A 21,478-nucleotide genomic window follows, 5' to 3' on the forward strand; every position below is an offset into this window, starting at 1 on the left:
CGTAACAGACAGCCCGAGCAACTCGGCCTTATTATTAGTCGTAATGGAACAAGTCTCCGCCGTGCATATCGATCATTTCTAATGCCTTACCGCCACCGCGAGCAACACTGGTGAGCGGGTCATCAGAGACCACAACCGGAATGCCGGTTTCTTCCATCAATAAACGGTCTAGATCGCGTAACAAAGCACCACCACCGGTCAGCACCATACCCCGCTCAGAAATATCTGATGCTAACTCAGGTGGCGACTGTTCTAATGCCACCATCACCGCACTAACAATGCCAGATAATGGCTCTTGCAACGCTTCTAATATTTCGTTGGAGTTAAGCGTAAAGCTACGCGGCACGCCTTCAGCCAAATTACGGCCACGCACTTCAATTTCGAGCACTTCGTCACCAGGATAGGCAGAGCCGACTTCGTGCTTAATACGCTCTGCGGTGGCTTCACCAATTAAAGAGCCATAATTACGGCGCACATAGTTAGTAATGGCTTCATCAAAACGGTCACCACCCACACGTACCGACTGCGAGTAAACCACACCATTAAGGGAGATAATCGCCACTTCTGTGGTACCACCACCAATATCGACGACCATAGAGCCGGTGGCTTCAGACACCGGCAAACCTGCACCGATAGCAGCAGCCATGGGTTCATCAATTAAATAAACTTCCCGTGCTCCGGCACCCAGTGCCGACTCTTTAATAGCACGGCGCTCTACCTGAGTAGAGCCACAAGGTACACATACTAATACGCGAGGGCTTGGACGAAAGAAGTTATTGTCGTGTACTTGTTTAATAAAATGCTGAAGCATTTTTTCTGTGACATAAAAATCTGCAATCACACCGTCTTTCATTGGACGAATGGCAGCAATATTACCCGGTGTACGACCCAGCATTTGCTTTGCGGCTTGCCCTACAGCGGCAACACTTTGGCTTTGGCCCGATTTTTCTTGGCGAATAGCCACAACAGAAGGTTCGTCAAGAACAATACCCTGATCTTTAACGTAGATGAGTGTGTTGGCCGTGCCCAAATCGATCGACAGATCGTTAGAAAACATGCCTCTTAGCTTTTTAAACATATGCTGAAGGGAACCTTGGATTATGAAAGCGGTTACAGTGCGGCTAACTTTATCAACGCAGCCCACTACTGGCAAGGAACAAGCTTAGCTAAAACCACACAAAGAGTGAGTACGAGTTTCAATTGAACAAGAAGTTCCTTAAACTGAACCTATTCGCTCGTTTAATGTGTGTTATATGCCACTATCTAAATGGTATCAACTGTATTGCACTCCTCCCCCAGCACAATGGCTACAGCTATTACATCATCCTTTACTCACTCAGTACCAGCTTACGCTATGGGTCGCCCGAGATGATTTACGCCACACCAGTATTTCGGGTAATAAATGGCGCAAGCTAAAATATATATTACGTCATGCTTTACTTGAGGATAGTAACGGCATACTGAGTTTTGGTGGGGCTTATTCTAATCATTTGCATGCTTTGGCATCGGCTGGGCATCACCTTAATTTACCTACCCTTGGCATAGTGCGAGGCGAGGCTAGCAGCCAAGATAACCCTACCCTAAGCGATGCTCAGCATTGGGGCATGCAGTTAGCATTTGTCGACCGCCAGCAATATCGCCGTCGCCAAGAGGCGGATTGGTTAGCCGAACTAAGTCAGCGCTACCCAAAATATATAATTGTGCCTGAAGGTGGCAGCTGCGACGCCGCGTTACCGGGCGTGGCAGAAGTGTGGCAAGACTTACGTTATGGGCTCAGTTTGCAACAGGGACAAAACGCACCCAATATTGACCATCTAATAGTGCCGGTTGCCAGTGGAGGGACACTCGCCGGCTTACTCTCTCAGCGCCCACAACAGACACAAGTCACCGGCTATGCGGTATTAAAAGGTGCGCGGTGGCTATCCGACGAAATTTGTCGTCTTTATCCTAAGGCGGCGCTTGATAATGGCTGGCGCTTAGCTTTAGAGCATCACGGCGGCGGTTATGCTAAATGCTCCGTCAATGATAAAACTAACATCGACTTGCTAGCCGAGCAGCTCAATTTACCACTTGAACCTATTTATAGCGGTAAGGCGCTATTAGGATTATTTCGCGATATCGCCGCCGGCTTATACCCAAGAGGTAGTCAGCTAGTCTTCTTACACACCGGCGGACTGCAAGGAGCCCGTGGTACCTTGAAGCTGCGCTAAAGGTTCGGGCCGAGCAAAAAGATAGCCTTGCCCCGCATACACGCCCTGTTGCGCTAAGCATTGCCACTCTTCTTGTGTTTCTACACCCATGGCAATCACTAAGGTAGCACGATCGACGCAGTTACCGATTAAGCTCCTCACTGCCATTTGATTAGCGGGCTTGGCGTTAATATCGCGCACTAAGCTTGAATGTAATTTAAGGTAATCTAAATTATAATCTTGTATATATTCAGTACTCACAATATTTTGCCCTGCTTGGTCTACAGCTAGCTGACAGCCGAGTGCTTTAAGACCACGCAACGGTTTCTTTAATGCTTGATAATGTCGGCTAACCTGAGCTTCAGACAGCTCGACTACCAACCTATTAAGGAATGATTTAGGCCGTTGAATTAACTCAAAAAGTAGCCAACTATAAAAGTCACGGGCCAGCAAGTTAGCAGCGCTAATATTGAGTGTCATCGCAATCTTATGCTCATCACTCTCTAGGTAGCCGAGTGTTTTCACCACTAAGGCTTTATCTAACTCTTTGGACAGCCCGCATTTTTCCGCCATGGGTATAAAGTATCCAGCCGACAGCACCTTGCCTTGCTCATCTTGAATACGCGCTAATAATTCATACATGATGGGAGCGCGGTTAGTCTCCGTATAAATTCCTTGGCGATCTAGTTGAATTAAATTTCGCTCTAGCAAACGAGTTAACAGAGTACGCCAGCGCACAGTGCCCTTACCCATACTGGCCTCAGTGATACCTTTATAATACATAAAGTAACCCTCACCGCCCTGCAGCGCGGCACTGCGCAAAGCCAACTCAGCTTCCTCTTGAATTTGTACTAAAGACTCTTTGTAGCGAAAACAAACTCCGCCGATGTAAATTGCCGGATCGTGTACCGCATCCGGCCAGTGCAAACGACGCAACACACTCATCGCTTGGCGTGCAATATCTTGCGCCTCACTTTCGACAACATTAGGTAATAACAAAGCAAAGGTGTTACCACTGTAGCGGGCTTGTAATGCACCAGGAATACGCTGAATAAAATTATTTAAGTACACAGCCGCCGCAGACAACACCTCATCACCGCGATCATAGCCCAAATAATAGTTAATACTTTCTACATCTTGCAGTTTAACGATCAGCAAGGCACCGGCATGGCTACTAGGATCACTGAGCATAGCCTCTAAGCGATTATCAAAAAACGCCCGGTTACCAATACCTAACTTTTTATCCATAAAAACATTAGTGCGCATAAAGGTATCGAACCGACTACGCTCTTTACTGGCGTCTTCTAGCTCTAGCAACAATCGATCGAGCGCTTGACTTACAGAGCTTGGCCATTCTTGCTGCGGGTCATGTTGCAAGGTATTTTGCTTATCTTGCAAAATATATTGTCCACGCAAATCAAGTAGTTCAGCCCCACGTAGCTGCCGCCTAAGCCAACGCAACATAAACAAGGTGCCAATAAAGACCAGTGCAACTGCACCTGCAAGCCAAAAAAGTGAACTTAAGGTATGTGTCACTTCATAAAGAGGGGGGCGTAACTCTAACTGTATATGAAGCTCTGGATGTTCAATAAGGGAGCGCTGATATTCTATAGATAACTCGCTCTCAGAAAGTACTTGGGGAGTATCATAGCGATACAAAGGAGTCTCGCCTTTTAGTATCACCAGCTTAAGCACACTATTCGCTTCCAGCAATGCAGGTAGCTTATTACCCATAATCTGCTGCTGAGGCGCGTCTAACTGCCCACTGTTATCTACAGAACGCACTATGCTGTCTACTTGGCGTTGCTGATATATTTCACCTACCTGATAAAAGCTAACTCCTGCTCCCACTATGATTAAGATAACGGTTGCTAGTATGCTTAAACTGATAGTGGCAGTAAGCTGATTAGTAAGTTTCATTCCTAGTCCCTAACAACACCGGTCACGGCCGGTATTCTTCCTTGAATGCTGTTTTAATGGAGCACATTGCCCCCTAGCAGCTCATAACTATCATTATCATGGTCTAACCACAAAAATACCAATGCTTTCCAAGTAAAGTCTTATATTGCCCGAGCACACATACAGTGCCGTACAGCGTGCTTTAACTTTATGCCATATTTAGATATTAATTACCGAGTTTACATTTCATTCTTTACTAACAACCCTTTACACTGACTAGAATCTGTACTTATCACGTCTCACTGGCGCTTCACTAAAAGGCTCATTTCAACCTTGAATATATGGAAAACATACAAAGACACTTCGCTCGTTCTTAAAATGTCTGCCGGCTTTTTGCTGGGAATCCTAGTAGCACTCATTTTTAGAGAGCAAGCCGATATTGTCAGCCCTCTGGGGGACATTTTTATTCGCTTGCTCAGCCTAATTGCCACTCCGGTTATCTTTTTAACCGTGGCACTGGCCATTGGCCGCATGAATATTCGGCAAATGGGCAGGCTCAGTGGCAAACTGGTACTCTACTATGCCGCAACCACCGCCATGGCGGTCATTATTGGGGTAACGCTTGCGCTGACCTTTTCTCCTGGTAGCCAACTCTCTTTACCTAATACCGTCGTGCAGCCACCCGAAGTGCCCCATGCCTCCGACATGCTGTTGAAGATAGTTCCCAACAATCTATTTTCTGCTTTTGCGGCAGGAGATCTCATGGCCATCTTATTTATCGCCATTATTATGGGCATGGCTATATCAGCCATGACTTATTCTAGCGAGCAAAAGATGCAGGCCCACGGTGCTTTGTTAGAGCGCTTTTTTAGCGCATTTAATGAGTTATTTTACAAAATACTCGATGGGATTTTGCTGTATGCCCCCATCGGCGTGTTTGCCATTAGTGCCGCCACCTTTGGTAGCCAAGGTTGGACAACGCTAAAGTCGTTGCTAGTCTTTATCGCCACTTTTTATTTAGGCTTAGTAATTTTATGGGCACTGGTCTACACCGGCTTCCTAAAATTATCCGGTCACCCTGTGCTGCGCTTTTTAGCGGATATAAAAGAAGCCTATGCCACGGCTTTTTTTACTACGAGCAGCTTAGCCACTTTACCTATCGCCATTTCCTCAGCAAAAAAAGCGGGCGTATCAGAAAAAACCGCCAACTTTGCCCTGCCGTTAGGGGCCATTTTCAACTCAGACGGCGGTGCCCTACGCATGGGGGTATCGCTGGTTTTTGCCGCTAATATCACAGGCCTTGATCTTGCTTGGATAGATTTAATGACCATAGTGGTGATTGGTACCCTGCTCTCTATTGGTACCGCAGGTGTACCAGCCGCAGGCTTAGTCACCTTATCTGCGGTGTTAAGTTTATTTGGCTTACCTTTAGAAATTGTGGCACTTATTGCCGGTGTCGATGCTTTAATTAATATGGGCGGCACCGCTTCTAACGTAACCGGCGATATCATTGGCGCCGCCGTGATTGATGAAAACCCCTCAACCACAACGGGGTAAAGTAACAAACAGTAACAAGCCACAACCAAGCAAAAATGCGGCGAGCAAACCCAAAATTAGACTAAATGTATCGAATATCGTCTAATGTTAGCCTGTTTGATTATATGAAGTGATATATCAATGCGCGCTAAATTTTGGGAGCGTTACTCACTTTTAGAGTTAAACGCTAAAGAATGGGAAGTCCTATGCGATGGTTGTGGCCAATGTTGCTTAGTACGTGAAGAGAGAAAAAACGAGGTTCGGGTATTTAATATTGGCTGCGAACTGTTCGATGCAGAACAAAGCCGTTGCAGTGATTATCAGCACCGTTTTGCAAAAGTTCCCCACTGCCATCAATTAACGCCAGCAAATGTTCCCTTATATAATTGGTTACCAGAGTCTTGTGCTTATCGCCGCCTCTACCAAGGTGAGCCCTTAGCCGACTGGCACCCCTTAATTGCTGGTAACCGTCAGCTAATGCGTAAACAGGGCATTACTGTAGACCCTCAGACGCCTTTAACCACTCAAGTTCCTCGCCATAAAAGACACCAACACCTGATTAAAACGAAGAAAATTTAAAGTATCCGCAAACAAAAAAGCCCCTGTATCAACAGAGGCTTAATTTCAACATTCAACACTAGGCTCTAAAGAGTCCTAGAATGGAATGTCGTCATCGAAATCCATCGGGGGTTCGTTGTAAGTCGGTGCCGGTGCTGCTGGGGGATTTTGCGGTGCTTGAGCAGGCTGTGGTTGCCCACCTTGCTGCTGCCCACCCCAATTGCCTTGGCCGCTCTGCTGTTGCGGAGCCGCTTGTTGCTGCCCCCAGTTACCCTGCTGCTGGCCACCTTGCTGCTGGTTATTTTGCTGGCCGCCCCAGCCACCTTGTTGACCGCCGCCACCTTGTGGGCGTCCGCCCAGCATTTGCATGGTGCCGCCCATATCAACCACCACTTCAGTGGTGTATCTGTCTTGGCCACTTTGATCTTGCCACTTACGGGTTTGTAGGCGGCCTTCTATATATATTTGCGAGCCTTTACGCTGATACTCACCCACAATTTCTGCTAGCTTGCCAAAAAACACCACCCGGTGCCATTCGGTACGCTCTCTCTGCTCGCCGGATTGCTTGTCACGCCAGGTTTCACTGGTAGCCAACGTAATGTTTGCCACCGCATTACCATTAGGCATGTAACGCACTTCTGGGTCCTGACCTAGGTGGCCGATCAGGATAACTTTATTAATGCCTCTATTGGCCATAACTCGCTCCGTACTTACAGGTTAATCAAACGTTTTGCTTGATCCAATTCAAAAACATTGCCGTCTACCTTAAGGTAGGCAGCGCCCTCTTCTGGGATAATTAACGCCTCTTGCACCCCAGGTAAGGCTAATAACTGGGTTAGCAAGCTCTCGCGGCGCGCTGTATCTTCTATATTAACACCGATAGGCAGAATATGAGATCGCACCTTACTAACATTTGTCATGCCCGCGGCCAGCCAAAACCAAAATGCCATACACGCGGCTACTAATAAAAACACGCCCGCTCCGCCAAGTTCTTGATATAACAGACCGCCCAGCACACCGCCTAAAAAAGCCCCTAAAAACTGGCTAGTGGAATAAATTCCCATGGCGGTGCCTTTAGCGCCAGCTGGTGCCAACATGGATAAAAATGCCGGTAATGAGGCTTCCATAAAATTAAAGGCGGTAAAATACAGCAACATAGCAACGGCCAATACGGCTATATGACCTTGGCCCGTCGCCATTAAAATAAGTGACACCATCATCACTAAAATAGAGGCCAAAAACAGCTGTTTATTCATATTACGCTTAGCCCCTAATATTAAGAAAGGTACAATTAATATGAATGATAACAACAACATAGGAAGGTATAGCCACCAATGACGCTCCGCCGCTAACCCCGCATCTAGCAAGGTCAACGGAAATGCCACAAACACGGCCGTCAGCGTTAAGTGCAGCAGCATAATGCCAAAGTCGAGGCGCAACAATTGCTTATCTTTTAATAAGCGACTAAATAACTCAGGTGCAGCGGTTACATCACGAATTTGGCCTTTGTGTATGCTATTGGGCAACATAAAATATACCATTACCATACCCACGATAGACAAAACAGCGGTTGCCCAAAACACACCAGACAAACCAAAAAAAGAGGCCAATACTGGGCCTAACACCATGGCAATAGCAAATGAAATACCAATACAGACGCCAATGATCGCCATGGCTTTAGTGCGGTTTTCTTCATGGGTAATATCTGCGGCTAAGGCTAAAATAGCGCCAGCTATCGCCCCTGAACCTTGTAAGACTCGACCTATCGCCACGCCATAAACAGACTCAGACATAGCAGCAACCACTGAGCCTAAAGCAAACAGCGCTAAACCACCATAAATAACAGGTTTTCGCCCAATACGATCCGATAGCCAGCCGGCGGGTATCTGTAATGCCGCTTGGGTTAGACCGTATACACCAATGACGATACCCACCCACAAAGGCGAAAAGCCAATCAGCTCGTCACCGTATAATGCAAACACCGGCATGATCATAAACAGGCCCAGCATTCGCATGCCAAAGATGCCTGCTAGGGTAAAGGAGGCCCGCCGTTCGCGGGGGCTAAAACCTTGCTCGTCGCTCATGAATCCTCTGCACTGTGGTAGTAGATAATAAATGGCCGCTAGTTTAGCACGGAGCGGCGCTCTAGATTAATGCTTATTCTTCCTTGGCTGGCTATTAAAGCAATGCCATACTAGTTGATCGAATTTACAGCGAGGTGCAGTTGCAGATGAAGAAAATCGAAGTACGCGGAGCCCGAACCCATAACCTGAAAAATATCAGTGTGGATTTACCCAGAGATAAGCTGATAGTGATCACAGGTTTATCTGGTTCTGGAAAATCATCCCTTGCCTTCGATACTCTTTATGCCGAAGGGCAGCGGCGCTATGTGGAGTCTCTGTCGGCCTATGCGCGTCAGTTTCTCTCTTTAATGGAAAAGCCCGATGTAGATCACATTGAAGGCTTATCACCGGCTATTTCTATTGAACAAAAGTCAACGTCGCATAATCCACGCTCTACCGTGGGCACCATTACCGAAATTTATGATTACCTGCGACTGTTATTTGCTCGCGTTGGTGAGCCTCGTTGCCCCACACACGCCCTGCCCTTAACCGCACAAACTATTAGCCAAATGGTCGATAAGGTATTAGCACAGCCCGAAGGCGAAAAGCTGATGTTATTGGCACCTGTGGTGCGTGACCGTAAAGGCGAGCACACCAAGTTACTAGACAACCTCTCGGCACAGGGGTTTATTCGCGCCCGAATCGACGGTGAAGTCTGCGATTTATCGGATCCGCCCACGCTAGAGCTACAAAAAAAGCACACCATAGAAGTGGTGGTCGACCGTTTTAAAGTGCGCGACGATCTGCAACTGCGCTTAGCCGAATCTTTTGAAGCTGCGCTGGAACTGTCGGGTGGCATTGCCTCTGTGGTGGCCATGGATGATAGCAATGATACTGAGTTGGTCTTTTCCGCCAACTTTGCTTGCCCGCAGTGTGGTTACTCTATTGCCGAGTTAGAGCCGCGTATCTTTTCGTTTAATAACCCAGCAGGGGCCTGTGAAACCTGTGATGGCTTGGGGGCGCAGCAAGTAGTGGATCCCGATAAGGTGATCAGCAATCCCGAGCTCAGTTTATCGGGCGGGGCTATTCGCGGCTGGGACAAACGCAGCTACTACTATTATCAAATGCTGAAGTCGCTGGCTGAGCATTATGATTTTGATCTAGAAGAGCCCTATCAAGAGTTAACAGAAGACGTGAAACAAGCGGTACTATATGGCTCGGGTCGCACTAACATCGAATTTAAATACATGAACGACAGAGGCGATGTGCTGGTACGCAAGCACCCCTTTGAAGGTATTGTGCATAATATGACCCGGCGCTATCGCGAAACCGAGTCAAACTCGGTGCGCGATGAGTTGGCCAAATATCAAAGCCATCAAGCCTGCCCGACTTGTAGCGGCACCCGCCTTAAAGAAGGGCCGCGTAATGTGTTTGTGGCAGAGCACACCTTGCCACAAGTGGCCAATATGGCGATTGGTGAAGCCCATGAGTTTTTCACTAATATGGAGCTGAGCGGCCAAAAAGCGCAAATTGCCGATAAGATTTTTAAAGAAATCGTTGCCCGCCTGGGGTTCTTGGTGAACGTGGGCCTTAATTATCTGACGCTGTCACGCAGCGCCGATACCTTATCGGGCGGTGAAGCCCAGCGTATTCGCTTGGCCAGCCAAATTGGTGCCGGCTTAGTGGGCGTTATGTATGTACTCGATGAACCCAGCATTGGCCTACATCAGCGCGATAATGAGCGCTTACTGACTACCTTGGTGCACCTGCGTGATTTGGGTAATACAGTGATAGTCGTAGAGCACGATGAAGATGCGATTCTTGCCGCCGATTATGTATTAGACATTGGTCCTGGTGCAGGTGTGCATGGCGGCGAGATAGTGGCCGAGGGTACCCCCGCCGAGGTAATGGCCAATGATGAGTCATTAACCGGTGCTTATTTATCCGGTAAAAAGAGTATTGCTGTTCCGGCTGAGCGCACTCCAACAAGTGAGCACTGGCTTACTTTAAAAGGCGCAACAGGCAATAACTTAAAAAATGTCGACTTACAGTTACCACTGGGGTTAATGACCTGTGTCACTGGGGTATCGGGGTCAGGCAAGTCGACCCTTATTAACAACACCTTATTCCCCATTGCTCATCGCGAACTCAATAAAGCGACGGTGAGCCAGCCCGCCCCTTATCGCAGCATAGAGGGCATGGAAAAGCTCGATAAAGTGGTGGATATTGACCAAAGCCCGATTGGTCGTACGCCACGCTCCAACCCTGCCACCTATACCGGTATTTTTACCCCCATTCGTGAGCTATTTGCCGCCACTCAAGAAGCACGCTCTCGTGGCTATAAACCAGGTCGCTTCTCGTTTAACGTCAAAGGCGGCCGTTGTGAGGCCTGCCAAGGTGATGGTTTAATTAAGGTGGAAATGCACTTTTTACCGGATGTGTATGTGCCTTGTGATGTGTGTAAAAGCCACAGATACAATCGAGAAACCTTAGAGATAAAATATAAGGGCTTAAACATTCACGAAGTGTTAGATATGACGGTAGAAGCGGCCTGCGAATTTTTCGCCCCCGTGCCGGCTATTCACCGCAAGCTACAAACCCTGATGGACGTTGGTTTATCCTATGTGCGACTCGGTCAATCTGCCACTACCTTATCGGGTGGTGAAGCGCAGCGGGTAAAACTGGCTAAAGAGTTATCGAAGCGCGATACCGGCCAAACCTTATATATTTTAGATGAGCCCACTACTGGCCTGCATTTTCAAGATATTCAATTATTGTTAACCGTGCTGAACCGCTTGCGCGATCATGGCAATACGGTGGTGATTATTGAGCACAACCTAGATGTGGTGAAAACTGCCGACTGGATTGTTGATATTGGTCCAGAAGGCGGCAGCGGCGGTGGTCAGATCTTGGTAACCGGCACCCCAGAAACCGTGGCCGAACACCCCACCTCACACACAGCCCGCTTCTTGAAACCTATGTTGGAGAAAGCAGCGTCTAGCTAAAAGCGAAAAGACTAAGGGCTTGTTGCAACGGAATCCACGGAACCCACAGAAAAATAGGGATAAGATCTGAAAGGGATTTTTAATAGTAAAGGCTGAGACTCGTATGCTATACGCCATATGCTTTACGTAAAAACCGCTGCTTCTGGCGGTGGTTTTGTAGGCGAATGCTTGCTCTCGCATTGTACCGAAGAGGCAACGTTTTTTTCGCACAGCATATGGCGTATAGCCTTCTTTCGCCCTTACAAATAATAATCTCTTTAGGTTTTCATTTTTCCGTGAATTCCGTGTTCTTCCGTTGCGAAAAATCTTTAATCTCTGTTTAGCTAGGCGCCTAGCTCTCTAGCCCTTTAAACTGACAACTTACGGCTTACGGCTCTTTGAAGGAGCTTGCCATTGCACCTTAAACACTGTGGGCCAGCGCTTGCCGGTAAGGTAAAACACCTGCGCTTGCTCGTCATAAGTAATGCCATTTAATACCGACTCGGGATGACGGCGGCCACTTTCAGCAACTAAGTGACTGGCATCTATCTCTGCGTCAACCTGGCCGGTCGCCTTATTAATGCGGACTAAGCGCGGCTCTTTCCAAACATTGGCGTAAATATGCTCACCCACGCAGGCTAACTCATTAAGTTGGGGTACGGTCTCTTTATTCAGTGTCACATTTAGCTGTTTTATCATAGTAAAGTCATGAGGATCGCGTTGATACAAGCGACTAGAACCATCGCTCATCCATAAATTATCACCATCAAAGCACAAGCCCCAGCCTTCGCCTGAATACTCAAATGTGTGCACTAAGGCTAAGCTCTCAAGGTCGTATACCAGTGCCAGCCCTTTACGCCAGGTTAGCTGAATTAATTGCTGCCCCACCCGCGCTAGCCCTTCGCCAAAATAAGCGCGCTCTAACTCCACACTCGCCAACACCTCACCCGTGAGTGGGTTCACTTTACGTAAGCTGCTCGCACCATATAAGCCGGTACTTTCATAGAATACGCCTTGGTGCCAGTGCAACCCTTGCGTAAAGGCGTTGGCGTCGTGAGGTAGGCGCTCAATCACTTTTACCCCCAGTTGCTCAACGGCACGAGCGGGGCTGGCAACTGTCATTACACACAATAACAGTATCAGCAGACGCCACTGAATATTGATAAGATAAATGGTTTTTCTCCCTCTGATAAGCCAAGGTGTCGATTGTTGTCGCAATACAAAAACGCCTAGAGTGGGGCTAAAGTATTGATGAGTAAGAATTCAGCCGCTAGTCTAGATAAAAGTAACCCTCTGAATCATAGTAAAAAACTTGCACTTATACCGATTTAGATAGAAATTTAAAGCGCTAACAATAATTAATATTAATAGCACAATAGAAGAGAGTCCCGCTGCATCTTTATTATCATCACCGCAGCCATTATTAATGTCTCATTCAGTTAGGAGCATCACCATGAAAAAATTATTTAACGTTCTTAATCCGCTGCTTATTTTATCACTCATGATGGGCACCATGCCGATAGCTGTACAGGCGCAACCCAGCCAGCTGGTTTCTACTCAAAGCGCATTAGATGCGGTACAGATTAGTGCAGAACGTGAGCGTATTAATGATTTATTGGCCCGCACCGAGGTACAAGAGCAACTAGTAAATTACGGCGTAGAAATGAGCGAAGTTGAAGCCCGTGTTGCGGCTATGTCTGATCAAGAAGTACTGCAAATGGCCGACCAGCTCGACAATATGCCCGCCGGTGCAAACGCCGTTATTGGCGCCCTGCTTACGGTGTTTATCGTGCTGCTGATAACCGACTTACTGGGCTTAACTAACGTTTATCCCTTTACTCGCTAATGATGAAGAATATGATGTTATTAACAAAGGCTCGCATGGCGAGCCTTTTTGCCTTATTGACGCTGGGCTTACTAAGCGGCTGTGCCAGTCAACCTCAGTTATCTCAAGACACGGCAACCGCGCTCCCCCAGCAGTCTTATATTACAGGGGTGCCCTTTTATAGTCAGCGTGACTTTCAATGTGGCCCGGCGGCTTTATCGATGGCATTAGCTGCCAGCGGCCAGTCTGCGTCGGTAGATGAGCTGATCCCTCAGGTATTTTTGCCCGGCCGCGAAGGCAGCGTACAACCCGAAATGCTCGCCACAGTGCGCCGCCACCAGCGTATTAGTTATCCGCTTAATGGCAGCTTTGATGCGCTATTAACAGAAGTGAATGCCGGACACCCAGTGGTGGTATTGCAAAACCTAGGCTTATCTTTTTTGCCGATGTGGCACTACGCCGTGGTTATTGGTTATGACAGAGAGCGCCAACACCTTATTTTGCACAGCGGCGAACAATCGCGTCAGGTCATAGAAATGAGCCGCTTTGATGCGACCTGGGCACGCAGTGATCGCTGGGCCATGGTGGTGTTACCGCCAGCACAATTACCCCACTCGCTGACTCCCACCGCCGTTATGGATAGCATATCGGCCTTTGAAGCGGCCAACTCTGCTACCAAGGCGCTACCCGCTTGGCACGCAGTGGTGAGTCGTTGGCCAGAGCAGGCGTTTGGCTGGTTTGCCCTCGGTAATGCCTTGCACGCCAACGGTGAGCCAAAAGCCGCCGCCCAAGCCTTTACTCAAGCCACCCAAGCGGATGATAGCCTCGCCGTTGCTTGGCTAAACCTAGGCCTAACGCAGCAAGGACTGGGTGAAATAGAAGCCGCCCGCGCCAGCTTACAAAAAGCCGCAGCCCTGCCGGGCAAGTGGCAAGCGCAAGCCAAGCAGGCATTAGCGAAACTTTAATAAATGTGGAATAAATAGACAATATGGCATTGGATTTTGTAGGGTCGATTTCAATCGACCGTTAACCTGTGCCTCAATTTTGGTCCAATGAATTGGACCCTACAAAAATACAACCCGATTTTATTCAACATTGCCGCTCTGCGGCAGGTTAATACATGGCTTCGTCTGAGGTGAGCATTTTCACCAGCCGACGACGGGTGACTAATCCTAGGCCTTGTTGACCGATGGGGATCAAAAAGCCACGGATGTCTTCTTTTTGGATAATTTTAAAACCTGTTAGCAAAGAGGCATCTTCACTAAGCTCCATCAACTGTAAGTTATCTTTAAGCAATGGTGTGAGTAGTTCATTTAAAGTGGGCAATTGTTCAGACTCATGTTGTTGATAAGCCTGCTCCAGTACACTCTTCTTCAACAAATAGCACTGTTCTTGTTGGCGAATAACCAACCACAGTGCTGGCTGCTCAATGAGGGTTGCAATGGAGTCATGCTCTGGGGGACGTTTCTGCTCAGTAGCGCCCAAGTCTACTATTATAAATTCAAAATGCGCCAACTCAGACAGGTAACGCTGAGCCAAGGCAGCACGCAAGGGGTGAGTTTGCAGTAAACGCCCTTGCTGTTTTAGCAGGGTGAGAATTAGTGAGGGCTGGCGAAAACCATGTTGGCATACTAAATTGGCGGTTAATACTACCGTCATGGCCGGAAACATCGCTTCGGCACTCAGTGATAACTCCAATACTGTGGCTATGGCGGCTAACGGCGCATGTAACATGGCGCCCATCATGGCCGCCATGCCAAGTAATGCATATAAGCCCGGTTCAGATCCTCCCGGTACCAAGGCACCGGCAATGCCTCCGGCACACACCCCCAGCATTAACATAGGGGCAATTTGCCCACCAGGCACACCAAAGCCAATGGCGGCCGCCGTGGCCACTAACTTAGCGCCCAGCACCAACAACAAGAGTAATACAGGCAGCTGATCAGCCAAAGTGGCATTAATCGTATCGTAACCTGAGCCTAATATTTGCGGTACAAATAACGCCAGACTGCCCGTAATAAATCCCGCTAATAACAAACGAACCGCGCGAGATTTAACAGGAAAACGTAAAAACAGCCGCACCAAATAGTGGAACAATACCGCGACGATTCCCACCCAAACCCCTGTCATTAATAAACTGGGAATATCACCATAATCAGCCAACGACAAACGAGTTGGCGTTAATATGGAATGAGTGCCCAACAGTGAGCCAGTAAAGGCAGAGGCGGTAATGGCTGAGGCAATAATAGGGGCGAAACCTAATATACTGTATTCCATTAACACCACTTCCATGGCAAACAGCACTCCCGCTAAGGGCGTATTAAAGGCCGCCGAAATGGCTGCCGCCGTGCCACACCCCACCAACAACCGTAATTGGCTGGGTGGCCGATCAGTATACTGCCCCAATAAGCTTGCAACCCCAGATCCCATTTGCACCGCAGGCCCTTCTCGCCCCACGCTGTGCCCAGATCCTAATGAAATAAGGGCCGCCACAAATTGAAACAGCGTATTGGCCAAGGGTAAGCGGCCACGACCAAACTGCAACCGCTCTAATACATAGACTAACCCCACACTTTGCGCCGACTTAGGGGTAAAGCGGTATAACAAAATAAGCAAACAACTGCCTAATATGGGCAAGCCAAAACGCCACCCCATCGACAGTGATTCAAAGTCTTCTAAAGTCTCACCATTTAGCCTACCCAATACCAGGTTGAGTAATGCAATAAAGCTTGCCATCACTAAGCCCGCTACCACGCCAATAACACAGCCCATGACCACTAACAGTAATAGGCTGTGTGACGGACCAGTAAATAACTGGCGTAGCGTTCTTTTAGAATGGCTCATGATTCATCTCGCCCCTTATTTTCGATCACGCCCAATAGCCAGCTCAGCATATCATCGGCCAGTTGTGCATGAGCCACACCAAAGGCTGCAACCACGGCTGGCACCTCTACCGCGTCTGGGGCTTGATGCACCACAAACTGCTTGCTGGCCAATAGGGTACGGCTTTGATGCTCAATTAACTGTGCATCAAAGTAAATCACGACTCTCGGCTTATCTTGTTGATATTCAGTATAAAAGGCACGTAATGCTCCCTGTAATTCAAGGTCTGCTGGCAAGGCTTCATGATCACTAATAATATGCTCAAAGTGGTTATATTGTTGCCATCGAGTGATGAGCTGATCGCGAAACAGCACAGGCACAGAGGTCGCCCATTGTGCACCTTGATACACACTCAACTGGTTTGGCTTGGGGCTTACCGTTATTCTTTCGCCAGCTAGTAAGCCATTGGCTTGAGGGCGATTAATCTGCAAGGTAATGGCAAGGGGGCGCTCAGTATCTGTCTGAAGATCGAGGGGCTGCGAGGGTAAGTGATAAAGAGTCACCGGCTCAGGCTTAGGTAACACTGAGCACGCCGCCAGCATCAAAGGTAACAACAAAACCCCCAGTGTTTGATAGCGTCTTAGTTTGGTGGTGTTCATGGCTGAAACTCCGTTATATTGTCGCTACCCATTAAGAAGTTCACAGGATCTTGCTCTAACCGTCGAGAAAGCTCACCCAACCTCGTCAAGGTGCTACGCAATTCACGCATCATGGGTTGCAACTCCCCCATGCCCTGCAACCCCGAGCTTAATGCCTGTTGGTTATCCTTTAGTAAATGCTCTATTTGCGCACTGCTGCGGCTAAGTGATGCCAGTGCGTTATCGGCATGACTCCATAATCGCTCACCTTTATGATCAAGCTGATGCTCGACATCACTAATTAAACGATTGGCACGGGTCATGGCCATTTTCATTTGTTGGCTCGCCGCCACTATATCTTGCACCCCTTGGCGCAATTCTGCTTTTTGCTCGCTCACCAGCGCAGTCGTGGTTTCTAAATTAGCCAAGACTTGACTAAAGTGCTCACTATTTTCTTTTGAAAATAATCGGTTGGCATTATCAACTAATAAGGTCACAGACTGCATTAAATCCTCACTGTTGAGCCTGAGCCGTGCAATAGGAGAAGGCGTGGCAACAATCTGAGGTATGTCGCCGTTTTTACTCTCGAGTAAAGGACTGTTTGGCGACCCTTGGCTCAGCTGAATGCTGGCAATCCCCGTAATAAGGGCAAGAGATAATCGAGCTTGGGTATCAACTTTAATGGGCGCTTGCTCGGTGAGCCTAACTCTAGCCCACACTTGGCGAGGGTCGTGCTTATCAAGCGACAGCTGTGTCACTACCCCCACACGAATGCCACTGTATTCGACTCTGCTCCCTATACTGAGCCCAGTTACAGCTTCACGAAAAACAATATCGTATAACTGTGAATCTTGTTGGTCACTCGCCTTCACCAGCCACAAGCTAAATAACAAAATACCGCCAGCCACTGCCAGCGTAAATAGACCAATTAATACATGATGGGCGCGGGTTTCCATTATTTACTCCTGAGCGAAAGCATTCGCCGACTGTTGAGCACTGCGGCCTCGGGGACCCTGAAAATAGTCGCGGATCCAAGGATTATCGGTCAATGCGACCTTAGGCAAACTATCGACGACTAAGACCCGCTTTTGCGATAATACTGCCACACGATCGCAGCAGGCATACAAGGTATCAAGATCGTGAGTCACCAAAAATACGGTTAATTTAAGTGCATCACGCAAGGTTAATAACAGGCGATCAAATGCCGCAGCAGCAATAGGATCAAGCCCTGCAGTTGGCTCATCTAAAAATAAAATATCCGGATCCAGCGCCAACGATCGTGCTAACGCCGCACGCTTTACCATGCCACCAGAAAGCTCCGCTGGGTATTTATTCGCAGCCGTTCGCGATAACCCCACCAGGCCGATCTTAACCATGGCCAGTGCCGCGGCCTCTTGGCGCGATAGCCCCGCCTGTTCTATTAGCGCCAGTGCAATATTTTCTTGTATGGTGAGGGAGGAATACAAAGCCCCCTTTTGAAACAAGACCCCAATACGCTGTTGCAATTGGTGGCGCTTGGCTGGGGCCAGTGCCGGCATATTATGCTCAAATAGCCGCACTGTGCCGGCATTAGGTTGACGTAATCCAACAATGGATCGTAACAATACTGATTTACCCGTACCCGATCCGCCCACTACACCTAAGATCTCACCGCGATAAACACTCAGATCCAGCTCTTGATGCACCACATGGCTGCCAAACCGATTCACCAGGTTTTGCACCTCAATGATCACCTGTTTGGTATGCACTACCATCCCATCTCCATCAAAAATAGTGCCGCAATAGCATCTAATAAGATCACCACAAAAATAGATTGCACCACGCTCGAGGTAGTATGTTGCCCCACAGACTGTGCACTTCCACTGACTTTAAAGCCTTCTAAGCAACCAATAAGGGCAATTAATAAAGCAAAAATAGGGGCTTTACCTAGGCCTATCCATAAGTGTCGCAGAGGAATTTGCTGCAAAATAGACAGATACTGTACGAATGAAATATCCAGCGCTAATAACGACACCATGGCCCCGCCAGCTAAGCCGGATAACACGGCAATAAATGCCAATAAGGGTAAGGCAATGACTAAGGCTAATAGTCGAGGTAATACCAATAATGTAATAGGGTCAAGCCCTTGAATACGCAGCGCATCCAATTCTTCGTTTATTTTCATTGAGCCTAGCTGTGCGGTAAATGCGCTCGCCGTGCGCCCCGCCAACAAGATAGCCGTTAATAAAACGCCAAACTCCCGTAAAAAAGAATAGGCAACTAAGTCGACCGTATACAGGGTTGCGCCAAAGTTAACCAAAACGGTGGCCCCTAAAAACGCCACTACGGCGCCCACTAAAAAAGTGAGTAAGGCAACAATGGGCACGGCATTTAGTCCGCATTGCTGCATTTGCGCCACTAAGGCCGTCAGGCGCCAGCGTCTTGGTATAAATAATGAGCTAACCAAGGTACTTAATGTCAGCCCCATAAAGCCAAGCAAAAGCACACACTGCTGCCAACCACTCAGTACTTTTTTACCTAAATAGGCAAGGCTGTCCGTCCAATGTGACGCAACAGCAGCCTCAGGCGCGGGTGTGCCAATAGCATCAGCCACCGCCTGCAATAAGGCACGGCGTTCAGCAGATAGACCTGTAGCGCTGGGCAGTAATTGGCTTAGGGTATTGGCCCCTACACACTCAATGAGCAAACTGGCTCCGGCTGTGTCTAACGCAGTTAATTGGCGCACATCCAACTGATGGATAACAGAGGTGACCGCGCCTAAGTCCTGCTTTAATTGGCGATAATGCGCTAAAGTCCACGGCCCTTTCAGCTGTGCGCATCCCTTCACTAACGTTAGGGATGGGCGATCATCTCCCATGCATTAGCCCCTATAAACAATAACTCAAATGAAACACCTATTGTCTGGCATCCCAGCTATAACCACAACAAGAAGGCGGTTTTATGCTAGGATATAGCCGTATTTTTTACTAAAGTGAGAAGCCTAACCATGTCAGTTGAACAACAATTACTTACCCGCAGCAACCACAGCTGTGAACTTTGTGCCGCCACCGACTCGCTCGCCATACACGCCGTGGCTCCTCATAATGGCGATCAGGCCGAACATTGTGTTTTACTGTGCGCAACGTGTCGCAACGAATTAACAGCGCCACAAGACCAAAACCACTGGCGCTGCTTAAACGATAGCATGTGGAACACAGAGCCTGCTGTACAAGTCTTGGCTTGGCGTACTCTAAAACAATTATCCACTGAAGTTTGGGCGCAAGACTTATTAGATATGATGTACTTAGAGCCAGAAGTACAAGCATGGGTTGAAGCCGGTGTGGCGGATGAAGAAGAAGATGACAGTGAAGTACTGTTAGATAGCAATGGCGTGCGCTTACAGGCCGGTGACTCTGTGACTATCATCAAAGATTTAGACGTAAAAGGCGCCGGCTTTACCGCCAAACGCGGCACTCTAGTTAAAAATATTGGCCTTAATGCCAGCCTGCCTGGCCACATTATGGGCCGTGTTAATGGCATGCAAATTCAATTAGTGGCCGCCTTTTTAAAGAAAGTGTAAGAAAAGATACGCAAAGGATGCAGTGTAAAGCGTGAAGAGGACGGGCCAAAACAGGCACCCCCATATTTGCGTAATAGAATGGCTGGCAGCTAAAGCGCCAGCTTACAAAGCACAGCGTCTTTACCCTTCACTTCTTACGCTTTACCCCTCACATTTTTTAGCAGGTTCCTATGTATAAATTAGTATTTTTTGTACCCGAGTCGCATCTTGAACAAGTGAAATCAGCGGTATTTGCTACGGGTGCGGGTCAGATTGGCGATTATGAACAATGCTGCTTTGAAACTCGCGGCACTGGTCAGTTTAAACCCATGGCCGCCGCCAGCCCTTTTATTGGCAAAGCCGGTCAGCTTGAACAAGTGGCAGAGGTACGCGTGGAGTTAGTCTGCGATGATCAGCTAATTAGGCCCGCCATTGCCGCCCTTCGTACCGCTCACCCTTACGAAGAACCCGCCTTTGATGCCTGGCAACTTAGTGAATTTTAAATAACGACTCAGCCAAACACTCACGGCTTTCTCACCACGACTCTTTGCTGCTAAGCTTTTTATTTTGGAGCCTGCTATGTCTACCTTTTGCACTCACCCTTGCCCCTTGGGTTGGCTCACACTAGCAACAAGCATCGATGCCAATCAGCAAGAGGTGATCACCGCCTTAAACTTTAGTGATGATATTGAACAGCCCTGCGCCCCTTCAACACCTTTGCAGCAAGAAGCCTGCCGGCAGCTAGACCAATACTTTTCAGGAGCACGCCAGCACTTTAGTTTACCCCTAGCGCCGCAGGGTACCGATTTTCAGCAAGGCGTTTGGCAAGCGCTACTCAAGATCCCTTTTGGTGAGCATTGCAGCTATAAAACCATAGCCGAACAAATTAATAATCCCAAAGCGGTGCGGGCGGTGGGCTTAGCTAATAGCCGCAACCCAATTGCGCTCATTATTCCCTGTCATAGAGTGATTGGCGCCAGTGGCAAGCTGGTCGGTTATGCCGGTGGTGTCGAGCGCAAAGCTTGGCTGTTAAAACATGAAGCCCGTGTTGTTGCTTAATGCATTACATGCGCCATTAAAGCAGTGTGCGACATTCGCCATAGCCAAGGTGCGCCAAGTCGTAAAACACCCGTGGAATATACGCTTTATCTAGGCGCGATCCTCCACCAAAATAAAAATACCTCAATATTTTCAAACCCTTATGAAATATGCAATTTACAACTAGATTAAATAGGTCATTTTAGTGGCGTAAATTACTTAGGCGCTGGGGTAGTATTTATCTCGCAGGAAGCACCACCTACTAGAATGCTAGGTCGCCAAGATGGCAATAAGGACAGCTCAAGGATTGAGAGTAGGCATCGTTAGGAAAACGAGCCGTTAGGATGACACAAGGACACCTCAAGGATTGAGAGCAGGCATCGTTAG

19 protein-coding genes are annotated in these 21,478 nt (G+C 48.1%); 9 read left to right on the plus strand and 10 right to left on the minus strand.

Features of this window, described 5'->3' with window-relative positions:
* Nucleotides 1–34 precede the first annotated feature (34 nt).
* The gene (locus tag J3U76_RS12290) at nt 35–1,078 is read right to left on the minus strand and encodes a rod shape-determining protein (protein WP_208006274.1); all 1,044 of its coding nucleotides are present in this window, start codon (nt 1,076–1,078) and stop codon (nt 35–37) included.
* Nucleotides 1,079–1,253: 175 nt separating this feature from the next.
* Here J3U76_RS12290 and J3U76_RS12295 point away from each other — a divergent pair, with 175 nt between their 5' ends.
* Nucleotides 1,254–2,210 carry a 1-aminocyclopropane-1-carboxylate deaminase/D-cysteine desulfhydrase gene (locus J3U76_RS12295; protein ID WP_208006275.1) on the plus strand — a complete coding sequence of 319 codons (957 nt, stop codon included), beginning with the start codon at nt 1,254–1,256 and terminating at the stop codon, nt 2,208–2,210.
* Here the strand turns inward: J3U76_RS12295 and J3U76_RS12300 are convergent.
* Nucleotides 2,160–4,109: an EAL domain-containing protein gene (locus J3U76_RS12300; RefSeq protein WP_208006276.1), complete on the minus strand. Its 1,950-nt coding sequence runs from the start codon at nt 4,107–4,109 to the stop codon at nt 2,160–2,162. The genes J3U76_RS12295 and J3U76_RS12300 overlap by 51 nt on opposite strands.
* 312 nt (nt 4,110–4,421) lie before the next feature.
* Here J3U76_RS12300 and J3U76_RS12305 point away from each other — a divergent pair, with 312 nt between their 5' ends.
* Nucleotides 4,422–5,645: a dicarboxylate/amino acid:cation symporter gene (locus J3U76_RS12305; protein ID WP_208006277.1), complete on the plus strand. Its 1,224-nt coding sequence runs from the start codon at nt 4,422–4,424 to the stop codon at nt 5,643–5,645.
* A 120-nt stretch (nt 5,646–5,765) separates the two neighbouring features.
* Nucleotides 5,766–6,203 (plus strand): YkgJ family cysteine cluster protein, encoded by a 438-nt coding sequence (locus J3U76_RS12310; protein ID WP_208006278.1) that lies wholly within the window; start codon nt 5,766–5,768, stop codon nt 6,201–6,203.
* A 75-nt stretch (nt 6,204–6,278) separates the two neighbouring features.
* On the opposite strand, the gene J3U76_RS12315 is transcribed toward J3U76_RS12310, so the two are convergent.
* Both J3U76_RS12315 and J3U76_RS12320 read right to left on the minus strand, forming a co-directional pair.
* The gene (locus tag J3U76_RS12315) at nt 6,279–6,878 is read right to left on the minus strand and encodes a single-stranded DNA-binding protein (protein WP_208006279.1); all 600 of its coding nucleotides are present in this window, start codon (nt 6,876–6,878) and stop codon (nt 6,279–6,281) included.
* A gap of 14 nt (nt 6,879–6,892) precedes the next feature.
* Nucleotides 6,893–8,266: an MFS transporter gene (locus J3U76_RS12320; protein ID WP_208006280.1), complete on the minus strand. Its 1,374-nt coding sequence runs from the start codon at nt 8,264–8,266 to the stop codon at nt 6,893–6,895.
* Between the two features lie 146 nt (nt 8,267–8,412).
* On the opposite strand from J3U76_RS12320, the gene uvrA reads away from it, so the two are divergent.
* A complete protein-coding gene (gene uvrA, locus J3U76_RS12325; protein WP_208006281.1) occupies nt 8,413–11,250 on the plus strand; it encodes an excinuclease ABC subunit UvrA in 2,838 nt (945 codons plus the stop codon).
* A 360-nt stretch (nt 11,251–11,610) separates the two neighbouring features.
* On the opposite strand, the gene J3U76_RS12330 is transcribed toward uvrA, so the two are convergent.
* Nucleotides 11,611–12,420: a glutaminyl-peptide cyclotransferase gene (locus J3U76_RS12330; protein ID WP_481130286.1), complete on the minus strand. Its 810-nt coding sequence runs from the start codon at nt 12,418–12,420 to the stop codon at nt 11,611–11,613.
* 262 nt (nt 12,421–12,682) lie between these two features.
* Between J3U76_RS12330 and J3U76_RS12335 the strand changes: the two genes are divergently transcribed.
* Both J3U76_RS12335 and J3U76_RS12340 read left to right on the plus strand, forming a co-directional pair.
* On the plus strand, nt 12,683–13,075 hold the full coding sequence (locus J3U76_RS12335; protein ID WP_208006283.1) for a PA2779 family protein: 393 nt from the start codon (nt 12,683–12,685) through the stop codon (nt 13,073–13,075).
* A gap of 11 nt (nt 13,076–13,086) precedes the next feature.
* On the plus strand, nt 13,087–14,019 hold the full coding sequence (locus tag J3U76_RS12340; RefSeq protein ID WP_208006284.1) for a PA2778 family cysteine peptidase: 933 nt from the start codon (nt 13,087–13,089) through the stop codon (nt 14,017–14,019).
* 148 nt (nt 14,020–14,167) lie between these two features.
* Here the strand turns inward: J3U76_RS12340 and J3U76_RS12345 are convergent, their stop codons facing one another.
* From J3U76_RS12345 to J3U76_RS12365, 5 genes are read right to left on the minus strand one after another with little or no spacing between them, the layout of a single operon-like run.
* Nucleotides 14,168–15,898, minus strand: coding sequence for a chloride channel protein (locus tag J3U76_RS12345; protein WP_208006285.1), 1,731 nt, complete (start codon nt 15,896–15,898; stop codon nt 14,168–14,170).
* Nucleotides 15,895–16,536 carry an ABC-type transport auxiliary lipoprotein family protein gene (locus J3U76_RS12350; protein ID WP_208006286.1) on the minus strand — a complete coding sequence of 214 codons (642 nt, stop codon included), beginning with the start codon at nt 16,534–16,536 and terminating at the stop codon, nt 15,895–15,897. The genes J3U76_RS12345 and J3U76_RS12350 overlap by 4 nt, the downstream gene beginning before the upstream one ends.
* Entirely contained in the window at nt 16,533–17,471 is a 939-nt protein-coding gene (locus J3U76_RS12355; protein ID WP_208006287.1) for an MlaD family protein, read from the minus strand. The genes J3U76_RS12350 and J3U76_RS12355 overlap by 4 nt, the downstream gene beginning before the upstream one ends.
* 3 nt (nt 17,472–17,474) lie before the next feature.
* Nucleotides 17,475–18,269 (minus strand): ABC transporter ATP-binding protein, encoded by a 795-nt coding sequence (locus J3U76_RS12360; protein WP_208006288.1) that lies wholly within the window; start codon nt 18,267–18,269, stop codon nt 17,475–17,477.
* A complete protein-coding gene (locus tag J3U76_RS12365) occupies nt 18,263–19,372 on the minus strand; it encodes an MlaE family ABC transporter permease (RefSeq protein WP_208006289.1) in 1,110 nt (369 codons plus the stop codon). Before J3U76_RS12365 ends, J3U76_RS12360 begins: the two co-directional genes overlap by 7 nt.
* Nucleotides 19,373–19,501: 129 nt before the next feature.
* Here J3U76_RS12365 and J3U76_RS12370 point away from each other — a divergent pair, with 129 nt between their 5' ends.
* From J3U76_RS12370 to J3U76_RS12380, 3 genes are all read left to right on the plus strand, one after another.
* On the plus strand, nt 19,502–20,074 hold the full coding sequence (locus J3U76_RS12370) for a PhnA domain-containing protein (protein ID WP_208006290.1): 573 nt from the start codon (nt 19,502–19,504) through the stop codon (nt 20,072–20,074).
* Nucleotides 20,075–20,244: 170 nt separating this feature from the next.
* Nucleotides 20,245–20,556, plus strand: coding sequence for a YqfO family protein (locus J3U76_RS12375; RefSeq protein WP_208006291.1), 312 nt, complete (start codon nt 20,245–20,247; stop codon nt 20,554–20,556).
* 76 nt (nt 20,557–20,632) lie between these two features.
* Nucleotides 20,633–21,112: a methylated-DNA--[protein]-cysteine S-methyltransferase gene (locus J3U76_RS12380; protein WP_208006292.1), complete on the plus strand. Its 480-nt coding sequence runs from the start codon at nt 20,633–20,635 to the stop codon at nt 21,110–21,112.
* Nucleotides 21,113–21,478 lie beyond the last annotated feature (366 nt).

The organism is Oceanisphaera pacifica, assembly GCF_017498065.1.
Taxonomy (GTDB): Bacteria; Pseudomonadota; Gammaproteobacteria; order Enterobacterales; family Aeromonadaceae; genus Oceanimonas; species Oceanimonas pacifica.

Bases quoted from the DNA above. Each gene is read 5' to 3' on its own strand.
- J3U76_RS12290 (WP_208006274.1), bottom strand. From the start codon at position 1,078: ATGTTTAAAAAGCTAAGAGGCATGTTTTCTAACGATCTGTCGATCGAT.
- J3U76_RS12295 (WP_208006275.1), top strand. From the start codon at position 1,254: ATGCCACTATCTAAATGGTATCAACTGTATTGCACTCCTCCCCCAGCA.
- J3U76_RS12300 (WP_208006276.1), bottom strand. From the start codon at position 4,109: ATGAAACTTACTAATCAGCTTACTGCCACTATCAGTTTAAGCATACTA.
- J3U76_RS12310 (WP_208006278.1), top strand. From the start codon at position 5,766: ATGCGCGCTAAATTTTGGGAGCGTTACTCACTTTTAGAGTTAAACGCT.
- J3U76_RS12315 (WP_208006279.1), bottom strand. From the start codon at position 6,878: ATGGCCAATAGAGGCATTAATAAAGTTATCCTGATCGGCCACCTAGGT.
- J3U76_RS12320 (WP_208006280.1), bottom strand. From the start codon at position 8,266: ATGAGCGACGAGCAAGGTTTTAGCCCCCGCGAACGGCGGGCCTCCTTT.
- uvrA (WP_208006281.1), top strand. From the start codon at position 8,413: ATGAAGAAAATCGAAGTACGCGGAGCCCGAACCCATAACCTGAAAAAT.
- J3U76_RS12335 (WP_208006283.1), top strand. From the start codon at position 12,683: ATGAAAAAATTATTTAACGTTCTTAATCCGCTGCTTATTTTATCACTC.
- J3U76_RS12340 (WP_208006284.1), top strand. From the start codon at position 13,087: ATGATGTTATTAACAAAGGCTCGCATGGCGAGCCTTTTTGCCTTATTG.
- J3U76_RS12345 (WP_208006285.1), bottom strand. From the start codon at position 15,898: ATGAGCCATTCTAAAAGAACGCTACGCCAGTTATTTACTGGTCCGTCA.
- J3U76_RS12350 (WP_208006286.1), bottom strand. From the start codon at position 16,536: ATGAACACCACCAAACTAAGACGCTATCAAACACTGGGGGTTTTGTTG.
- J3U76_RS12355 (WP_208006287.1), bottom strand. From the start codon at position 17,471: ATGGAAACCCGCGCCCATCATGTATTAATTGGTCTATTTACGCTGGCA.
- J3U76_RS12360 (WP_208006288.1), bottom strand. From the start codon at position 18,269: ATGGTAGTGCATACCAAACAGGTGATCATTGAGGTGCAAAACCTGGTG.
- J3U76_RS12365 (WP_208006289.1), bottom strand. From the start codon at position 19,372: ATGGGAGATGATCGCCCATCCCTAACGTTAGTGAAGGGATGCGCACAG.
- J3U76_RS12370 (WP_208006290.1), top strand. From the start codon at position 19,502: ATGTCAGTTGAACAACAATTACTTACCCGCAGCAACCACAGCTGTGAA.
- J3U76_RS12375 (WP_208006291.1), top strand. From the start codon at position 20,245: ATGTATAAATTAGTATTTTTTGTACCCGAGTCGCATCTTGAACAAGTG.
- J3U76_RS12380 (WP_208006292.1), top strand. From the start codon at position 20,633: ATGTCTACCTTTTGCACTCACCCTTGCCCCTTGGGTTGGCTCACACTA.